The organism is Halomarinibacterium sedimenti, assembly GCF_019312585.1.
Classification (GTDB): domain Bacteria; phylum Bacteroidota; class Bacteroidia; order Flavobacteriales; family Flavobacteriaceae; genus Halomarinibacterium; species Halomarinibacterium sedimenti.
The window spans coordinates 28739-48283 of the sequence record NZ_JAHWDP010000005.1; the positions used below are offsets into that span (position 1 = coordinate 28739).

The 19545-nt window shown below is 34.7% G+C and carries 16 protein-coding genes; 9 read left to right on the forward strand and 7 right to left on the reverse strand.

The features are described from left to right. The first annotated feature begins 7 nt into the window (after positions 1 to 7). The gene (locus tag KXJ69_RS11240) at positions 8 to 1024 is read left to right on the forward strand and encodes an AI-2E family transporter (RefSeq protein ID WP_219053214.1); all 1017 of its coding nucleotides are present in this window, start codon (positions 8 to 10) and stop codon (positions 1022 to 1024) included. On the opposite strand, the gene KXJ69_RS11245 is transcribed toward KXJ69_RS11240, so the two are convergent. The 5 genes from KXJ69_RS11245 to KXJ69_RS11265 form a co-directional block, all read right to left on the reverse strand. Further along, a complete protein-coding gene (locus KXJ69_RS11245) occupies positions 1021 to 1902 on the reverse strand; it encodes a bifunctional 5,10-methylenetetrahydrofolate dehydrogenase/5,10-methenyltetrahydrofolate cyclohydrolase (protein ID WP_219053215.1) in 882 nt (293 codons plus the stop codon). The genes KXJ69_RS11240 and KXJ69_RS11245 overlap by 4 nt on opposite strands. 29 nt (positions 1903 to 1931) lie before the next feature. Next, positions 1932 to 3260 carry a signal recognition particle protein gene (ffh, locus tag KXJ69_RS11250; protein WP_219053216.1) on the reverse strand — a complete coding sequence of 443 codons (1329 nt, stop codon included), beginning with the start codon at positions 3258 to 3260 and terminating at the stop codon, positions 1932 to 1934. Between the two features lie 164 nt (positions 3261 to 3424). Beyond that, entirely contained in the window at positions 3425 to 5098 is a 1674-nt protein-coding gene (locus KXJ69_RS11255; RefSeq protein ID WP_219053217.1) for a sensor histidine kinase, read from the reverse strand. A 219-nt stretch (positions 5099 to 5317) separates the two neighbouring features. Continuing rightward, positions 5318 to 5812 carry a hypothetical protein gene (locus tag KXJ69_RS11260; protein WP_219053218.1) on the reverse strand — a complete coding sequence of 165 codons (495 nt, stop codon included), beginning with the start codon at positions 5810 to 5812 and terminating at the stop codon, positions 5318 to 5320. Positions 5813 to 5839: 27 nt separating this feature from the next. After that, positions 5840 to 7612 carry a hypothetical protein gene (locus KXJ69_RS11265; RefSeq protein WP_219053219.1) on the reverse strand — a complete coding sequence of 591 codons (1773 nt, stop codon included), beginning with the start codon at positions 7610 to 7612 and terminating at the stop codon, positions 5840 to 5842. A gap of 101 nt (positions 7613 to 7713) precedes the next feature. Here KXJ69_RS11265 and KXJ69_RS11270 point away from each other — a divergent pair, with 101 nt between their 5' ends. The 7 genes from KXJ69_RS11270 to KXJ69_RS11300 all read left to right on the forward strand — a co-directional run bounded on the left by KXJ69_RS11270 (position 7714) and on the right by KXJ69_RS11300 (position 16897). Further along, a complete protein-coding gene (locus tag KXJ69_RS11270; RefSeq protein WP_219053220.1) occupies positions 7714 to 8217 on the forward strand; it encodes an RNA polymerase sigma factor in 504 nt (167 codons plus the stop codon). Positions 8218 to 8279: 62 nt separating this feature from the next. Beyond that, on the forward strand, positions 8280 to 9188 hold the full coding sequence (locus KXJ69_RS11275) for a FecR family protein (protein WP_219053221.1): 909 nt from the start codon (positions 8280 to 8282) through the stop codon (positions 9186 to 9188). Continuing rightward, positions 9169 to 11715 carry a TonB-dependent receptor plug domain-containing protein gene (locus tag KXJ69_RS11280; protein WP_219053222.1) on the forward strand — a complete coding sequence of 849 codons (2547 nt, stop codon included), beginning with the start codon at positions 9169 to 9171 and terminating at the stop codon, positions 11713 to 11715. Before KXJ69_RS11275 ends, KXJ69_RS11280 begins: the two co-directional genes overlap by 20 nt. A 100-nt stretch (positions 11716 to 11815) precedes the next feature. Continuing rightward, positions 11816 to 13711, forward strand: coding sequence for a COG1361 family protein (locus KXJ69_RS11285; protein ID WP_219053223.1), 1896 nt, complete (start codon positions 11816 to 11818; stop codon positions 13709 to 13711). 4 nt (positions 13712 to 13715) lie between these two features. After that, positions 13716 to 14252, forward strand: a complete 537-nt coding sequence (locus KXJ69_RS11290; protein ID WP_219053224.1) for a hypothetical protein — start codon at positions 13716 to 13718, stop codon at positions 14250 to 14252. 153 nt (positions 14253 to 14405) lie between these two features. Beyond that, positions 14406 to 16259, forward strand: a complete 1854-nt coding sequence (locus KXJ69_RS11295; RefSeq protein WP_219053225.1) for an ATP-binding protein — start codon at positions 14406 to 14408, stop codon at positions 16257 to 16259. Further along, positions 16256 to 16897 (forward strand): response regulator, encoded by a 642-nt coding sequence (locus KXJ69_RS11300; RefSeq protein ID WP_219053226.1) that lies wholly within the window; start codon positions 16256 to 16258, stop codon positions 16895 to 16897. The genes KXJ69_RS11295 and KXJ69_RS11300 overlap by 4 nt, the downstream gene beginning before the upstream one ends. Position 16898: 1 nt before the next feature. On the opposite strand, the gene argS is transcribed toward KXJ69_RS11300, so the two are convergent. Further along, complete coding sequence (gene argS, locus KXJ69_RS11305; RefSeq protein ID WP_219053227.1) at positions 16899 to 18671, reverse strand: arginine--tRNA ligase; 1773 nt, start codon at positions 18669 to 18671, stop codon at positions 16899 to 16901. A gap of 65 nt (positions 18672 to 18736) precedes the next feature. Beyond that, a complete protein-coding gene (locus KXJ69_RS11310) occupies positions 18737 to 18943 on the reverse strand; it encodes a hypothetical protein (protein WP_219053228.1) in 207 nt (68 codons plus the stop codon). A 170-nt stretch (positions 18944 to 19113) separates the two neighbouring features. On the opposite strand from KXJ69_RS11310, the gene KXJ69_RS11315 reads away from it, so the two are divergent. Beyond that, complete coding sequence (locus KXJ69_RS11315; protein WP_219053229.1) at positions 19114 to 19545, forward strand: hypothetical protein; 432 nt, start codon at positions 19114 to 19116, stop codon at positions 19543 to 19545.

Here is a 19545-nt window from a genome sequence, read left to right on the forward strand (position 1 = left end):
TAAATTCATGAAGAACATTCCACAGCCTATCATCCGTCAAATATTTATTTTACTCATTATTATTATTATTGGCGGACTTATTTTTTGGGAATTACTCCCCTATCTTTCTGGTGTTTTGGGAGCCATCACTATTTATGTGCTAATGCGGGGATGGATGGTGAAACTAGTACGAAGAGGATGGAATAGAAATCTTGCCGCTGCCACACTTTGTATTCTTTCGTTCATTACTATTTTACTTCCAGTTTCTGGAGTTTTATTATTACTGGGAAATAAAATTGGTCACGCTGTTAAAAATTCTGAAAGAGTTGCGAGTGCCTTTAAAGAACAAATTGGCGTTTGGGAAAGTAGGTTAGGTTTCGATTTGGCTTCTCAAATAGATGTAGGAGCTATCTCTAATTGGCTTTCCAAAAATTTACAAAATATAGCTGGAAGCACTTTTGATGTATTTATTGCTATTGGACTAATGTACTTTATTTTATTCTATTTATTTACCGATCGTTCTTTGGCAAAGGATTCTGTGGGAAGCTACATCCCTGTGAATAAAACTAATTTAAAAGTGATCGGAAATCAAGTAAAAGCTATGGTGCGATCTAATGCTTTAGGAATACCCCTAGTTGCTGTAGCACAAGGAATTGTCGCTTTAATTGGTTTCTTAATTTTTGGTGTTCAAGATCCTTTCTTTTGGTTTGTTATAGTCACTATAGGCTCGATGATTCCTTTTGTAGGAACTTTATTAGGAATTTTACCCGTATTTATTCTTGAATTATCTACCGGAAATACATTTACGGCTTGGGGAATTCTTATCTATGGATTGGTAGTTGTAGGCTCCACAGATAATATTATAAGGCTTTATGTGTTAAAAAAACTAGACAACGTACATCCTTTAATAACTCTAGTGGGAGTAATTGTAGGGGTACCCCTTTTTGGATTTATCGGGCTCATTTTTGGCCCTTTACTAATCAGTTTATTTCTAGTACTACTTAGTATTTACAGAAAGGAATATCCTGAAAAAGAACACTCTTAAAGGCTTTTTCTTTGCTCTCTAGCCAATAAGGTATTTTTTAATAACATGGCAATGGTCATGGGTCCTACGCCCCCAGGAACAGGTGTTATAAATGAAGCTTTTTTACTTACATTTTCAAAATCAACATCGCCTTTTATTACATAACCCTTAGGATGGTTTTTATCCTCTACACGAGTGATTCCTACATCAATAATCACCACATCGTCCTTGACCATTTCAGCTTTTAGGAAATCGGGTACGCCTAATGCCGAAATAATAATATCTGCTTGGGTAGTAATTTGTGAAATATTTTTGGTACTACTGTGTGTAAGTGTCACAGTACTATTCCCTGGCCATCCTTTTCGGCTCATTAAAATACTCATGGGACGCCCCACAATATGGCTACGTCCAATAACGACAGTATGCTTCCCTTTGGTGTCTACTTTATATCGCTCTAATAGTTCTAATATTCCGAAGGGGGTTGCAGGAATAAAAGTGCTCATATCGAGTGCCATTTTGCCAAAGTTTTCTGGATGGAAACCATCTACATCCTTACTTGGATCCACAGCCATTAATACCTTTTGCTCATCGATTTGTGGAGGCAATGGTAATTGAATGATAAACCCATCAATGTCATCATTGTTGTTTAGCTCTTCAATTTTTTTAAGTAATTCTAACTCACTTGTAGTATTGGGCATTTTTACCAACGTACTTTCAAACCCAATGCGCTCACATGCTTTTACTTTACTCCCCACATAGGTTAAACTAGCACCATCATCACCTACTAAAACCGCTGCTAAATGAGGAACTTTCTCTCCTTTTGCCTTCATCTTGGCTACTTCTGCAGCAATTTCGTCTTTAATTTCGTTGCTTACTTTTCTTCCGTCTAATAATGTCATATCCTAGAGTAGGGATTTTAATTAAAATATTAACGCATCTTATTCATTGCCTGCATCATTTTTCGGCCGCCCCCTCCTTGCATCATCTTCATCATTTTGCTCATTTGGTCGAACTGCTTCAATAATTGATTTACTTGCTGAACTTCGGTTCCACTGCCTTTGGCAATACGTTTCTTTCTACTTCCGTTTATAATGCCTGGGGTACTCCTTTCCGCAGGAGTCATCGAATGAATAATCGCTTCAATTCCTTTAAATGCATCGTCATCAATATCAACATTTTTCAAAGCCTTTCCTGCGCCTGGTATCATTCCAACCAAATCCTTCATGCTACCCATTTTCTTAACTTGCTGAATCTGTTTCAGAAAATCATCAAATCCGAATTGGTTTTTTGCAATTTTTTTCTGCAGTTTTCTAGCCTCCTCTTCATCAAACTGTTCTTGCGCTCTTTCAACAAGGGAAACTACGTCCCCCATCCCTAGAATACGATCTGCCATACGTGAGGGGTGGAACACATCAATTGCATCCATCTTCTCTCCCGTTCCAATAAACTTGATTGGTTTATCAACAACACTTTTAATTGATATAGCCGCTCCACCGCGTGTATCACCATCAAGTTTTGTAAGAATAACACCTTCAAAATTAAGCCTATCATTAAAAGCTTTTGCTGTGTTTACTGCATCTTGTCCAGTCATGGCATCCACGACAAACAATGTTTCTTGGGGATTAATGGCTTTATGAACATTGGCAATTTCGGTCATCATTTCTTCATCCACCGCAAGACGACCTGCCGTATCCACAATTACCACATTGTGTCCATTTTTCTTAGCATGAGCAATGGCGTTTTGAGCAATCTCCACGGGATTCATATTTCCCTCTTCGCTATACACCTCAACACCTACTTGGTCTCCCACCACGTGCAACTGATTAATTGCCGCAGGACGATAGACATCACAAGCTACCAATAATGGTTTTTTGGTTTTTTTAGTCTTCAGGTAATTTGCCAATTTCCCTGAAAATGTCGTTTTACCACTCCCCTGTAAACCAGACATTAAAATAACACTTGGGTTGCCACTAAGATTCATACCCGCGGTTTCTCCTCCCATCAATTGGGTTAGTTCATCCTTTACCAATTTCACCATTAATTGGCCAGGTTGTAAAGTGGTAAGTACGTTTTGCCCTAATGCCTTTTCTTTAACAGTATTGGTAAAGTCTTTGGCTATTTTAAAGTTCACATCGGCATCTAGTAACGCGCGTCGAACTTCTTTTAAAGTTTCGGCAACATTTACTTCTGTAATACTTCCATGTCCCTTTAAGACATGAAGTGCTTTATCTAGTTTATCACTTAAATTATCGAACATAATACTACTTGCATTTTAAGAATGCCAAAGATACAAATTGAAGTGTGAGTGACAAAGTTACTCACAATGAAAGATGGTCCTAATAAAAGTCTTTCAAATAAGGTGACACCTTTTTGTAAACCACTATTATTTAATTAATTATATAATCAAAAATTTTAATTCAGTTAAAGAAGTGGAAACTTAACTATAAATGTTGTGCCATTCCCTATGCTACTTTCAACAATAATAATTCCTTGATGTTTTTTAACAAAATCTTTTGCTAGTTGCAGTCCCAATCCAGTACCCATCTCACCTTTTGTTCCCAACGTACTTGTTAAATTATCGAGTTTAAAAAGGGAATCGACTTGTTTTTGAGACATTCCCACTCCATAATCTTTGATCTTTAAAACCAACTCAGTTTTCTCCTTTAATAATATTACCTCTACAATACCTCCTTCATTAGAATATTTTATAGCATTTGAAACTAAGTTTCTAACCACAGTTTGTATCATATCGCCATCACAGTAAAATATTATATTTTCAACTAAAGAATCCTTTATGATTATTTGCTTTAAATCTGCTTGAAATTTTAATATTCTAAGGGATTCATTTATTAATTGAGTTAAATTTAGATTTGTAGGATTAAAGTTAATTTCTCCTGTTTGTGACAGTGCCCATCGTAATAAATTGTTAAGTAAATCCACTGTATTTCCAGTAGCCTGATTTAGGTTAACCAATATTTCTTTTAAATCTGGATCTTGTATTTCAGAATCTTCGAGCAAATGCAACAGACCTTCAATAGCATTCAAGGGTTGCTTTATATCGTGACCAATAATAGAGAAGAATTTATCCTTTGTTTTATTGAGTTGAATTAGTTCTTTGTTTTGTTGGTTTATTTTAATTTGACGCTCTTCCAGTAAATTGTTGGTAAAAGCCAATTTGTCATTAAGTCTTTTATAACGATCTACCTGTAACGTAATTACTAAACCTAAAATGACAAAGGCGAAATAACTAGTCCAGAGGATGATGTAAAATTTATTATCTGGTTTAAAATCATCTTTATAAGCAGTCCCTAGTGTTAAACTATATCCAAAATAGGTTTTTTTTGATATTAAAAAATTATTTGAGTTGATATGGAAGTTTTTATAATACTCAGTATCTTTTGAGGTATTATATACTTTTGTACCATCATAAACTTGTTGTCTATCAAAATCTTGTCCATCCTCATTTTTAAATAGAAATACAAATTCATCGTACTCAATATCATCATATATTGGCTGAATAATTGATTTAAAGTCAATAATAGGAGCTACATACCCTAAAACTTTTCCATCCCTATAAACCCTAAAGTTAAGAGGAAGTCCTGGCCATCCTTCAACTAAATTTATGGCAGGAAAAAGATGCAGACCATCTTTGGTTAATAGCCTATTCAAGTTTTTAATTTCTTTATCATCTCTAATTGAAGCTACTTTTTTTCCAATCAAGTTAGCAGGATCCATTTGATTGGGAGTAAAACTAAATTTAAAAACATGAGCAGTATCTATAAACGAAACGACTATTGAATCTTGACGATTTATATCTCTAAATTGAATCCGAACAAATTCCTGAAACTCTTCAGCAGAAGGCAACTCTTTTGATAAATTTACAAATGAATTCATCCCTGAAACGAGTCCTGCAAAATTATCTATAGAAAAAGAAAATTGATTTAACATGTGATTATGAACAGATTCTAAACGCTCTGCCCTTGCTATCTTTTCATTTTCTTTGAATTTGGTATCCAAAAAGAAAATAAAAAAGAGGACACCAAGGATAATAACCCCAAATTTTACCCAATGGGAACGATTTTTCGATGTGATCATTCTGATTTAATTATATAAATATGAATCCAATCTATATTTATATTAGAATTCTATTTAATCAATTATTTATAGATAAACGCAAAGTAGGGAATTCTATCTTAATGAATGGTGAGCAAAATCATCTTTATTATCCATCACGATTTAAATTTGATTTTATATCTAAAAAAATATAGCCCAAACAATAGTTTGGGCCATAATAGAGACAAAAAAAGGAGCGGTTTAGTTCTTTTCAAAAGTGAGATAATCGGTACCGCCGTTACCACCACTTATGTCAATTAATTCAATTTTGGAGCTAGATACTGAGATAAAATCCCAATCATCATTTAAGTCTTCAAATTTGCTGTCTTCAGAAACAGCAAAGAAAATGTTGAAATCATCATCGTCTGTTGAGTTTCCGTCATCATCACTAGACGAATTACTACTATCGTCTGAAACAGACCAAGCACCCGTAATAGTCTCATTCCCTTTAATGGCTAACAATACACCATCTGCTTTAAAGCTAAACGAATAGCCAGTAAAATCATTTGTTTCATCCTGTCCAGAGTCTATAAAACTTGTGATTCTCCATGTTCCACTTTCTGCAACTTGTGTGGTCTGATCTGCACTCGTTTCGTTGGGAGTAGAAGAGGCATTTGAGCTATCATCCTCACTACAGCTTGTGAAAGTAAGAACCATAGAGAATACAAGGGCTAATTTTAAAAAATTCGTTTTCATATTATTTACAATCAATTTATTTTAGGTTTATAATTTTTGAAGTATTAGGGTATCGGTTCCACCATTACCGCCACTCACGTCTTCCAGGTTAATCGTAGTTTCGGTATAGGAAAGCACATCCCAGTCATCATTAAATTCATCGAATGGAATTTGAGTGCCAAAATCTAAATTTAAATCTAAGGTTGAAGTGCCTGTTACACTCCAAGTTCCATTAAAGGTATTTGTGCCATTATCAGCAACCACAGTTCCACCGCTATTGAAAGTTAGGTTATACCCGTAGTAATCGTAAGTTTCATCAACACCATCATCGAGATAGGTAGCAACATACCAAGGACCATTTAAAAGGGTGTCTATAAGACCTTGACCTCCACCACCGCAACCTGTGTGAGGGTTTCTTCCGAAGTTAAGGTAGTCTGTACCACCATTTCCACCACTCACATCCATAAGTTGGATTAATTGAGTATCATAACCCGTTACATCCCAATCGTCGTTTAAATCTTCAAACGGATCGTCTTGACCATCAATGTCAAAGTTTAATACCAAATCTAGTCCGCTACCACTGTCTGTTACCGTCCAGAAACCATTTTTAGTATTTGATGGACTTGTTGCAGTTACCGAACCGTTGATGCTGTAAACAAATTCATAGTCTACATAATCGCATGTTTCATCATTTCCATCATCATCGAGTAAGTTTACGTACCAAGAACCGTTTACTAGATTATCTATAAAATCATTCGTATTTCCACCACCTCCACTATAAGGTGTTCTTTCGTAGGTTAGGAAATCTATACTTCCGTCTCCTCCACTTATGTGTTTTAAACGGATAATATCGTTAGTTGCTTCAAGAACTTCCCAGTCTTCGTCTATTTCGTCAAGTGGGCTTGCAGTACCAAAGAATAAATCTACTTTATCAACACCACTATCTACGTAAAAATCCCAAGTTCCTGGTGTGCTTCCACTTGTATTGGTTGCTTGGGCAGAACCATCTACTGCAAAACTAAATTCATAATCAGCAAAGTCACTGGTTTCATCGTAGTCATCAAAGAAGTAAGTTACATACCATGCTCCAGTGGTTAAATAATTTTCAAAATCTGTTGGATCTGTATTTCCACCTCCATCATTACTACAATCTGCTTGAGAAATAGCATCAATTAATTCTTGATTTGAATTTACACTCATCGTTTGACCATTAACAATAACCGACATAGGATAATCTATTGCAATGTATACTCCTTCTTGTAAATAAAGGAGATAGTCTAGCCATTCGTGTGCATTATTTAATGTGATACTTCCTGTTTGTTCATTATTGTCATTATAAATAAAACAATTAATAGGGTATACAAAATCTACACACGCATAGGTATCTATAATACTGTTTGTACAGTTTGAAATGAGTGAAGCAAAATCATTTTCATTAGCTACGTCTATAATAGTGAAATCCTCAGCAACCAATTGTATTGGGAACACTATATTTAAAACATCTGTATCACTTGGAAATTGATCAAATATTTCTTGAACCAATCTCAAATCATTTATTGATTCTAATGTTAGATTTTGACCATTGGCAAATACTTCAATGGGAAATACTACCGAAAAACAATCACTCCCATCAATAATATTATCCATGGTACCATTATTTTGAGAGGCACTTCGTAATAAATTGGTAATGGTTGAATTTGCAGTAAAGGTTTCTTCGTTATTGGTTTCGTCGATAAATTCTTTATCTTCTTTTTGGCAGGAGCCTAAGATTAGTATGAATCCTAAAAGAAGTAAAATCTGTAGGTTAATTAATTTTTTCATAGAAATTTTTGTTTGTTTATTGGTAAAACAGATAAAATAAACTTTACCCTACCCATCACTAACTTTTTTTATAAATTTGATGAATACCATTCTAACTTCATATGGCAGATAACGTTTGTTCGGAGAAAGTATACAATCAAATTTACTATAATTGGGGCAAACCTATATTCCATTTTATTTTTTTTAAATGTGGGGACGAAGCCCAAGCAAACGATTTAGTTCAGGAAGCATTTATAAAACTATGGCAAAACTGTGAGAAAGTTCCAGAAGAAAAAGCAAAATCCTTTTTATATACTGTAGCCAATAACATGTTTTTAAATGAAGTAGCTCATAAAAAAGTGGTGTTAAAACATGCGCAGCTTCAGCCCAACAAAGTGAACAAACAATCTCCAGAGTATTTGATGGAGGAAAAACAATTTGAAGAAAAATTACAAAATGCTATTGCCAACTTAACCGAAGCACAGCGAACTGCGTTTCTTTTAAACAGAATTGAAGGAAAAAAATATGCCGAGATTGCCGAGATTTTAGAAATTTCGGTGAAAGCAGTAGAAAAAAGAATGAGCCAAGCACTAGCTTCACTTAGAAAAGAAATTGATGAATTTTAAAATATTGAGGTAGGGTAAAATAATCGACAACTGTTTCAGTATTGATATTGGAAATGAAGGATATGGACAAAAACTACATATTACACAAATACCTTAATGGCGAAGCCACTATAGAAGAAATTGAATTATTAAAAAATGATTCAGAATATACTTCTTATGTAAAAATTGCTGAAGCCACCAAAGGTTTTGAAACTCCAGCTTTTAAAGCGGAAGAAACTTTTACTGCTATCAAATCCAAAAATGATATAAAAGAGGGGAAAGTAAGATCGTTATTTTCTTCAAAATATATTTTAAGAATCGCGGCCGTGTTGGCATTGATTGTAACAAGTTATCTATTCTTAGAAAATAGAGATACTTCCATTACTACAGACATTGCGCAAAAAGAAAATTTCTTGTTGCCAGACGAATCTGAAGTAACCCTAAACGCTATGTCGCAGCTAGTTTATAATAAAAAAGGATGGGACAAAGAACGAAAATTATCCTTGGAAGGGGAGGCTTATTTTAAGGTAAAGAAAGGATCCACTTTTAGTGTTGAGACACCTCAAGGCACCGTAACAGTTTTAGGAACTCAGTTTAATGTTTTTTCAAGGAAAAATCAATTTAATATTACCTGTTATGAAGGACTTGTAAGTGTTGCCTTTAGTGATACGATTGTAAAAATTCCAGCAGGAAATTATATTACAATTGAAAGCAATAAAATAATAAACAATGAAACTTTAGCGCTTAATGCCCCAACTTGGGTTAATAAAGAGAGTTCTTTTGAAAACGTTTTGGTTACCGATGTTTTAGCAGAATTAAAAAGACAATATCCCGTTACTATACATACAGAATTAAATTTAAATAAAAGATTTACAGGAAGCTTTACACATACCAATTTAACAGTAGCATTACGCTCCATTTGCGATCCATTACAGCTAGATTTTACTATCGCAAATAACGAAGTGACGCTTTATGCAAAGAACAGTAACTAAACAACAATCAACTTTCCTTTGCCTCTTTTTATTCTTTTTCCAAACCATTATGGTGGCTCAAGAAATGCTTCCATTATTGGAAATCATAACGGATTTAGAACAAAAGCACGAGGTACGATTTTCTTATGTGGAAGCTGAAATTACTGGAATACAAGTAGTTTCTCCTAACTCTACTTCTTCATTAGCAGAAAGTATTGAGCATCTCAACTCAAAAACTCCGTTTCAGTTTAATAAAATTAATGATAGGTATTATTCAATAACCAAAAGAGAAGTGGTTACTTCTAATTATTGTGGAAAAATTATTGATGGAAGTACAGGCCTACCCTTAGAAAATGCTTCCGTTTTAGTAGGAGTTAATAAATACACCACGGTTTCAAACAGCCAAGGCGTGTTTTATATTCCAAACAGTTATATTTCTGAATCTATTTCCATAAGCTATATTGGGTTCGAAACATTAAATCCCTACAGCTCCTCTATTTCTCCCAATTGTCCGGAAATTGTACTATTTCCATCCATTTCAAGATTAAATGAAGTACTTATAAGCAATGTTTTGGTTCGTGGTATTAGCCGAAACGTAAATGGCTCTACTAGTTTGCGCACTCAAAACTTCGGACTACTTCCAGGCCAAACCGAAAATGATGTATTGCAAATGGTGCAGGCTCTCCCAGGGATAGAAAGCAGCAATGAGACTATTTCTACCATTAATATTCGCGGGGGTGCCAACGATGAAAATTTAATTCTATGGGAGGGAATAAGAATGTACCAAACAGGGCACTTTTTTGGCCTTATTTCTGCTTTTAATCCAAGCCTTACTAAAGAAGTATCGGTTTATAAAAACGGAACCCCTGCTACCTTTGGGGAAAGTGTTTCGGGAGTAATTGATATGACTTCCAATAATAACATTGCTAGAAAATTTAATGGAGGCATTGGAACCAACCTTATTAACGCCAATGCTTTTTTAGAAATTCCTATCTCCAATACACTAGGGTTTCAAATTTCTGGAAGATCTTCTATTAATGAAATTTTTGAAACCCCTGCGTATAATAGTTTTTCAGACAGAATATTTCAGGAAACATTAATTACAAATTTGAATAACCCAGAGTTGGTTTCCAATCTACAAACCAATGAGTTTTTTCATTTTTTTGATGTAGGAGGAAAAATCCTTTGGGACCCAACCGAAAAGGATAAAATCCGACTTAATTTCCTAGCTCTTGAAAACCATTTTGAATACACAGAACGGCTTTTTACAGATGAAGAAACTAGTACTTTAAAACAAAAAAGTGAAGCCATAGGCCTTTCTTGGGAACGAAAATGGAATAATTCTTTTATCACCGAAGCATCCACGAATGTTTCCCACTATCTCTTATTTTCAAAAAAACAGGATATTTTAACCACTCAGGAAATTAATCAAGAAAATGAAGTTTTAGAGCTTTCAGCCAAGCTTGACACTCGCTTAAAATTGTCAGATAGAATACAACTTAACTCTGGATATCATTTTTCGGAAATAGGAGTTGCCAATACACAAGATGTTAATTTGCCACGTTTTCGAGATTACGAAAAAAACGTGCTCCGCTCACACATTACTTATGGAGAACTACAATACGCTTCTTCTAATAAAAAAACAAGGATTAACGGGGGCTTACGAGGCAACTATTTTGAAAAACTTGATGAAATTATAATAGAACCCCGTTTTAATTTATATCAAGAAATTTCAAATGGATTTGCCTTTGAATTGGCTGGAGAATTTAAAAGTCAGACCGTGACCCAACGAATTGACTTACAAAGTGATTTTCTGGGAGTTGAAAAAAGAAGATGGGTGTTGGCAGATAATGATGAAGTACCTATTAAAAAAAGCAAACAAGGTTCTGTTGGATTATTATATAATTATGAGGGTTGGTTTATTAATGCCGAAGGGTATTACAAAAATGTAGAGGGTATTACAAGTAAAAGTCAGGGGTTTCAAAATCAATTTCAGTTTTCGAATGAAATTGGAAACTATTCAGTAAAGGGGATTGAAGTAATTCTCAACAAAAAGTGGAGAAACTTTAGTGGATGGGCAAGCTATGGATACAGCAAAAATGATTATGATTTTGAAAATTTATCGCCTAGTCAATTTCCCAATAATATTGATATTACGCATACCGTAACCGTGGCGAGTACTTACCAATTAAAAAATTTAAAATTGGCAGCGGGACTTAATTGGCGTACAGGAAAACCGTATACTTTACCCAGTGAAGAACCACTTATTTTTGATGATGGCATACTTAGCATTCCGTATAATAATCCCAATGAAGAGCGTTTGCCAGACTATTTAAGATTAGATCTTTCTGCCGAATACCATTGGGATATTTCTGAAAGTGTTGATGCTAAATTCAATTTGGCATTACTCAATGTAACCAGCCAAGAAAGCATACTCAACCGAAGATTCGCTTTAGAAGATGATACTGCTTTTAATTCAGAAATAAATCGAATTGAAGAACGGTCTTTAGGTTTTACCCCCAATTTTTCAGTACAATTTCTTTTTTAGCTCTCTACCAGAATTCATACATTTTTTCTTTCTACCAGTTTTAAGGGATAATCATGAGTTTTATAGTAGCTACATTAGTTGTAACTAAAAAATAAAAAATATGAAAACAACTTGCCTCTTATCATTTTTCATATGTATATCCTTCTCTTTACAAGCACAATATGATGCAGAAATACTTTCCTTGGATTTTCCAGATGAAATGAATCCCTCCGAAAATTACCAATTAGACCTTACTTTTAAAAATACTGGGGAAAGTGAACTAAATAGAAGTACTTGCACCTTAAAGGTCACTTATATTAGTGGTCCCAATTCTGAAGCTGGAGAGGACCTAACTATTGAGAAAGATCTCACTGTAAATGTATCTTCTGGAGATCAATATACCTATAGATGGACTGTTGAAGCACCCATTATACCTGGTGATTACAAAATGAATGTAGCCCTTTTAAATGGCAGTAAAACCCTAGATGAAGAAGAGGTAACAACAACCGTAGAGGAGTCCTATAATTCTACCATTAAGTTTACCTATCCTAACCCAATCCAACCAGAGGTACGATATGCACCCCTAAATGCCACCGTTCGAAATTCTGGAAAAGCCCAATGGCCTGAAGGGAAATATGAATTAATAGGAAAAATGGTTACGTCCCCATCAGATGCCAGTATAGATGATATTACGGCTTTCGAATTTGAGGAAGAAATTGATCTTTCAAATTTAGAACCTGGCAACTCAAAGTTTCACCGTTTTGAAGATTATTTTGAAGCACCTTCAACTGGGGGAACCTATCATGTAAAGGTAACATTACATTTGGATGGAAAGCCCTTTAAGGTGGATAACGGAGAATTAAATTTAAACCCTTCTGTCCTATTGGAAGATCAAAAAGCCGATATTCAAGAAAAAGTGACAAAAAAAATCTATCCCAATGAAACGTATCCAGTAAGCTTTACCATAAAAAATTCCGGAAAAGTAAATTGGGATAAAGGTAATTATTCTCTTAAATCAACGGTAACCAAAAGATCCTCTTCCTATATTGACAAAAAACCTTTCGAAACTACAGTTAAAATTAATGCGGTCGAGATGGCGCCAGGAAAATCGGTATCCGTAAAATTCCCAGATATCAAAACACCAGAAATGGCGGGTACGGTCGAGGTGAAATACGAAATTTTATTGGGAGGTAAATCTACTGAAATAGAAGGAGCCGATAAGACCATCAAATACGAAATTGTAGAAGTAACTCCAGATCCCAAACAATTTGCTCAAAACGAAAAGGCACCAACCACGAATGAGAAACCCAAAACTACTATAAAGGAGAATGTGACCACCAAAATCTACCCAGAGAAATCTTATCCTATAAGTTTTACAATTAAAAATTCTGGAAAAATTAAATGGGAAAAAGGAGATTATTCTTTAAAGGCGACTGTCACTAGGAAACCCTCTTCAGTAGATGATAATATTTTTGAACACACCGTAAAATTTAATGGCAGTGAAATGAGTCCAGGAAAAGTGGTAACCCTAAAGTTTCCAGAAATAAATACCCCAGATGCTTCTGGGGTGGTGGAAGTCTCCTACGAAATACTGAAAAACAGTAAACCTACCCAAATTGAAGATGCGACAAGAAAAATTCGGTATGAAATTGTAGAATTATTACCTGAATTAAATATTGGAAGAATTACCCTAGAAGATGCCATGGTTTCTGGAAAAACCTATAAACTCAAGCTTGACATGAAAAACTATGGAGATATTAGTGCTTCAAAGGACGATTGGGAAGTAAAATGCAAAACCAGGACCATAAAGCCCTCAAATTATAGACCTCCTCGAGGCACGTTCGATTTTAGCTTGGACGGTATAGATATGAAGGCCAAGGAAACAAAATATATTAATGGTATCATTAAAGCTCCAAAAGTGGATCAAGAAACCTCTATTCGATTAGAATTTGAAGTTTACTATAAAGGAGATAAAATGGGGGGGCCTAAAACATTCGATATAAAAATTAAATCTTAACATTATGAAAAGAATATTTCTTATTTGTCTAATAGTACCAAGTATCGTTCTTTCCCAAGAAAGAACCGTTACCGAAATTGAACTAATTCCCAATGAAACCATTAGTGTAGAGGGAAGCCTTTCAGAAGGTGAAAAAATGGAAGACCTTTCGTGGGCTTGGCAAAGCAACAATGCTTGTTTTCCTGCCACCCAATATCATAAATTTACAGGAAATCATGTGCTTTACACTGGAATTATCCCTACCTATAGTGAGTTATTTATTAAAGTAATTCCAAAGGATGAAGATGCAAACTTTAGTGTTTATGCCTACCAAGTAGGTGTCGATAATAATGCCCTACCCCCAAATTTACAATCTTGTGTTCGATGTGAAGTAGATCATAAATGGGACAGAAAGTGGAAAGGAAAAACACAAGACCATACCAGAAATGTAAAGTATATTCTAGCACTTAATAGGTCTTATAGGTTTGTAATAGGCATTACAGGAGCCAATGAATTAACCGAAGGTGACTTTACACTTGAAATCTTTACCAAATCAAATTAAATATATCCCCTATATTTACTATACAAAACTCACGAATTGTTGATATTTTATAAATTAAAAAATGTCTCATTAATACTATGTACTGCGATATGTATCAACATACCGCAGTACCTATGTTCACAAGAAATCGTTAAAAAACGTATTGATAGTGTCTTGGGTAGTATTAATAGTAAATCATATGAAGAAAAAAAAGAGGCCTATTCCCATTTAAATACCATAATAGCCAAAACCCAAAGTCAAGCGCAATCACTTTTTGAATATGCCCTTTCTAAAGATAGTACCGACTTAGGAAAAATGATCCTTTACAAACGGTATAGCCAAAAATTATCTCAACAAGGTTTAACAGATGATGCTCTAAAATATAAGCTTTTAGGCTTAGAGCTTGCCAAAAAGTTAAAAGACGAAAGAGCCATAACCGAGTATAACCTTTCTGTTGGCAATACCTATTTATACCAAAACAAAGTTGACAAAGCCTTGTATCATTTTAACGTGGCTGAAGCTCTTGCCGAAAAACCAGATTACCACGACTTCCTTTGGAATGTCTATTACCACAAAGGATTATTACAAGGTGTCTTAGGCGATCTTGAGGGACATACCGAATTTTATAGAAAAATGTGGGATGCAATTAAAGAATACGAAAACACTCCTCAAAAACGATTCGCTTTATACATAATCGTAGAGCATTTTTCACAATTAGACAAGCCTATTGAACTAGCCAAATACACCGAAATACTTTCTGAATTGTACGAAGATGCTCATCCCAACACCCCTGCGGGGCATATGCCCATTAAAAATATTTTTGAAAAACGTGAGGACCCTTCCAATATTCCACAACTTAAAGAATCTATAAGAATTAGTGATAGTTTAAACAGTATCAATTCGCAAAGTTATTCTACCATTGCGCTGGCCAATACGTACTCAAAAATGAATTCACCAGAAAAGGCCATTCCCTATTTGGAGAAAGCCTTGGCAAAGCTAGAGACAGTGAAAAAACCACAGGTAAAACTCGATGTTTTACTGAAAATGGCCACGATACAATTTGAAGCAAAAAATTACAAAGACGCATATACTTATAAAACCAAGGAAACCACTCTAAGAGACAGCGTGAATTCTGAAAGGATGCAAAGAAATATTGCAGAACTCGAAGTAAAATTTGATACCGAAAAAAAGGAACGAAAAATCTTAGAACAAAATCTCACCATTGAAAAAGAAACTCGGGAAAAGAATCAAATTTTGTATTTACTTATTGGTCTAGGTATATTGCTTCTATTATCCTTTTTCTTCTTTCAAAAAAGGTTGAAAGATCAAAAAACTATTGCCACACAAAAACAAGCATTAAAAGACCAAGAAATAAAAGAACTTCAACAAAAAAATAAACTATTAGCACTTAACAGTATGATTGAAGGACAAGAAGCGGAACGGTTGCGTATTGCAAAAGACCTTCACGATAGCCTTGGAGGATTATTGAGTACCGTTAAAGCACATTTTACAACCATTCAAAAAGAAATCGAACAAATTGAGAAACTAAATATTACCGAAAAAACCAATAATCTTATTGATGAAGCCTGCATAGAGGTGCGACGTATCTCTCATAATATGATGCCCCACGCATTAAGCATTTCTGGACTACAAGGTGCTGTGGAAGACATCACAGAAAATTTAAGAGAGGAAGGGTATGAAACAACCCTTGAGATAAAACAAGTACCCGAAAAAATTGAACCTACAAAAGAGGTGATGATTTATAGATTGGTGCAAGAAATTATATCGAATATTCGTAAACATGCCGAAGCCAAGTCTGTTTTAATTCAAATATTAGGATATAAAAAAGAACTCAATCTCATTATTGAAGATGATGGCAAAGGGTTTATTTATGATGAGGCGATGGAAAAAGGAGGACTAGGCCTTAAAAGTATTAATAGTCGGGTGCAATTTCTCGACGGAACCATATCGTGGGACAGTCAACCAAGCAAAGGAACTTCAGTAACCATTAATATCCCCATACTATGATAAAAGTACTTATTGTAGATGATCATAAAATGGTAATCGACGGGATGACACTTCTACTTGAAAACCATCCCGAAATCGAAGTTATTGGTACGGCCCTGGATGGTGAAGAGGGTATTGAAAAATTAAATATACTTAATCCAGATGTTGTTTTACTCGATATCAATATGCCAGGCATTAATGGTATTGATACTTGTAAAGAGATGATTAAAATTTCACCTGAAATTAAAATCGTAGCTATTTCTATGCATAAGGAAAGCAGTCTAATTAAATTAATGCTTAAAAACGGTGCAAAAGGTTATGTTTTAAAAAATGCTGGGCAAGATGAAATTATTGAAGCCATTCAAGACGTTTATATCGGGAAAACCTATCTTGATGAAACTGTTAACGAAATTATTGTAAATAGTGTTACTAAAAGCTCGCAACAAATTGCTCAAAGTCCTTTTCCAAGTTTATCAAGACGCGAAAAAGAAATTTTAGAACTTATTCTTGAAGAATGTACCACGCAAGAAATTGCCGAAAAACTCTTTATTAGCTTTGGTACTGTAGAAACTCACCGTAGAAATATGCTGATAAAAACAGGAGCTCGAAACACCGCAGGATTGGTACGTATTGCTTTAGAATACGAGCTTCATAAATAAATTACATTCGTTCTGGAACTCCAATTCCTAACAGCCCAAAAGCCGATTTAATCACCTCTCCCACTGCTTTGGAAAGCGCTACACGGAAATTCTTTTCAGCTTCCGTATTTGCTCCAAATATTGAGATATTTTGAAAGAACGAATTGTACAGTTTTACTAAATCATAGGTATAATTAGCAATTAACGCTGGGCTATAATTGGAAGCCGCCTCTTGCACTTTTTCTGGAAATAACTGAAGTTGTTTCAGCAACTCTTTCTCTTTATCTTCAAGCTTTAGATTAGAATCACTAAACGAAGCGGAGGTACCCGCTTTTCTTAATATCGATTGAATTCGCGCATAAGTATACTGAATAAAAGGCCCCGTATTTCCTTGAAAATCAACACTTTCTTTGGGATCGAAGAGAATTCGTTTTTTGGGATCTACTTTTAAGATATAATACTTTAACGCCCCTAACCCAATAATTTTGTACAACTCTTCTTTTTCTTCTGTTGAAAGATCATCAATCTTTCCTAATTCTTCCGAAATTGCTCTCGCGGTATCTACCATTTCATCCACCAAATCATCTGCATCTACTACCGTTCCTTCTCTACTTTTCATCTTTCCAGAAGGTAAATCGACCATCCCGTAACTTAAATGGTATAGATTTTCTGCCCAGCTATAGCCTAGTTTTTTCAGGATAAGAAACAATACTTTAAAATGATAATCCTGTTCGTTTCCAACGGTGTAAATCATTCCGTTTACATCGGGATGATCCTTTACTCGCTGTATGGCTGTACCAATATCCTGAGTCATATACACTGCGGTACCATCGCTTCGCAACACAATTTTTTCATCAAGACCGTCTGCAGTTAAATCGCACCAAACAGAGCCATCTTCTTTTCTATAAAAAACTCCTTTTTTAAGTCCCTCCTCAATATTATCTTTTCCTAACAAGTAGGTATCGCTTTCGTAATAATAACTGTCAAAATCAACTCCTATTTTTTTGTAAGTTTCTTCAAAACCTTCATATACCCAACCATTCATTTTTTTCCATAAGGCAACGGTTTCCTCATCCCCAGCCTCCCACTTACGGAGCATTTCCTGAGCTTCATTTATGAGTGGTGCTTGTGCCTTGGCTTCCTCCTCAGTGTTGCCTTTAGCCTTTAATACTTCAATTTCCTTTTTGTATTCTTTATCAAATGTTACGTAATAATTTCCAACTAACTTGTCTCCTTTTAGGCCTGTAGATTCAGGTGTTTCACCATTTCCATATTTTTTCCAAGCCAACATACTTTTACAAATATGTATCCCTCGATCGTTAATGATTTGGGTTTTATAGACTTTTTTTCCTGAAGCTTTTAAAATTTCAGCGACCGAATACCCCAACAACACATTTCGAATATGTCCTAAATGAAGCGGTTTGTTGGTGTTAGGTGAGGAATATTCCACCATCATGGCTTCGGTGCCTTGTGGAAGGATTCCAAAGGTTGAAAAGTCGGAAACAGTTTTGAAGAAATCTAAGTAATAAGCATCACTTAATACAATATTCAAAAACCCCTGTACCACATTAAATTTGGAAACTTCAGGAACATTTTCAATTAAGTAATTCCCAATAGCCTCACCAATTTGGACAGGATTTCCTTTTACAACACGAAGCATGGGGAAAATAACCACTGTGATATCCCCTTCAAAATCTTTACGTGTCGCTTGAAATTCAATAGTCTCTAAACTAGCGCTATATAAATTTTGAACAGCCGTTTTAATTTTTTCAGAAAGTGTTTCCTGTAAAGTCATATTCCCATTTTTGAAGGGGCAAAGATACAAGAATTTTCAAGGATTAGTGCTCCTTAGCACTTGTGTTACTTTCTATTTTTCAAAAAAGCACCTGCAATTAATGCCACAACACCAAGACCAATCATACCAAGTGTTTGGTTACTTAATCCTTCTTTAGCGCTAACCTCTAGGGGGCCCACATCCAAAACTTCTTGGGGGACAAATGCATTGTACAAGCCAAAGGCAATTAAAACAATACCAACAACTAGGAGAGCCGTTTTTAAGATTTTCATACTTGAATATTTTAGGTTTTCTTAAAGGTAGTTAATTATGAGTAGTATTTCATTAAAAATAATCTACAATAAAACGTTTAATTATTTTTAAGAATTTTTAAACAAATAATTCTTACATTCACTTGGTATTACAATGGAGGGTATGAATTAGTCTAGAAAAAAGCAGTAAAATGATATTAAATGTGTCCTATAATAACAGAGAGGTTATCAAAAAAATAGATACTATACTAGGAAAACCTTTTTCATTTAAAGAGCGTTTTAAAATGGGAGGCATAGGCTCACCAAAATTAATTATTAAAGAGACGAGTACTCATATCCATAACTTGCTTATCTTGGATAATAATCGAAATGTATGTAATATAGAATTACGCCCAATGGGAATACTTGTGGGTTTTCGGTCTTTATTAGAATCGTATGCATTAGTAATACCATATTATAAACTCAGTCTTTACAAAGGAAAAGCAGATGAATACTCCATTTATAGAGATAATTATTTTGTAAAAATTGAAGCCAAGGCAAAAGATAAAAGCATTCATAAGTTTATGACTCGAATATTAGAATATAAAAGTGATACTTCAACCACACGAATAGAAGATCTTTAA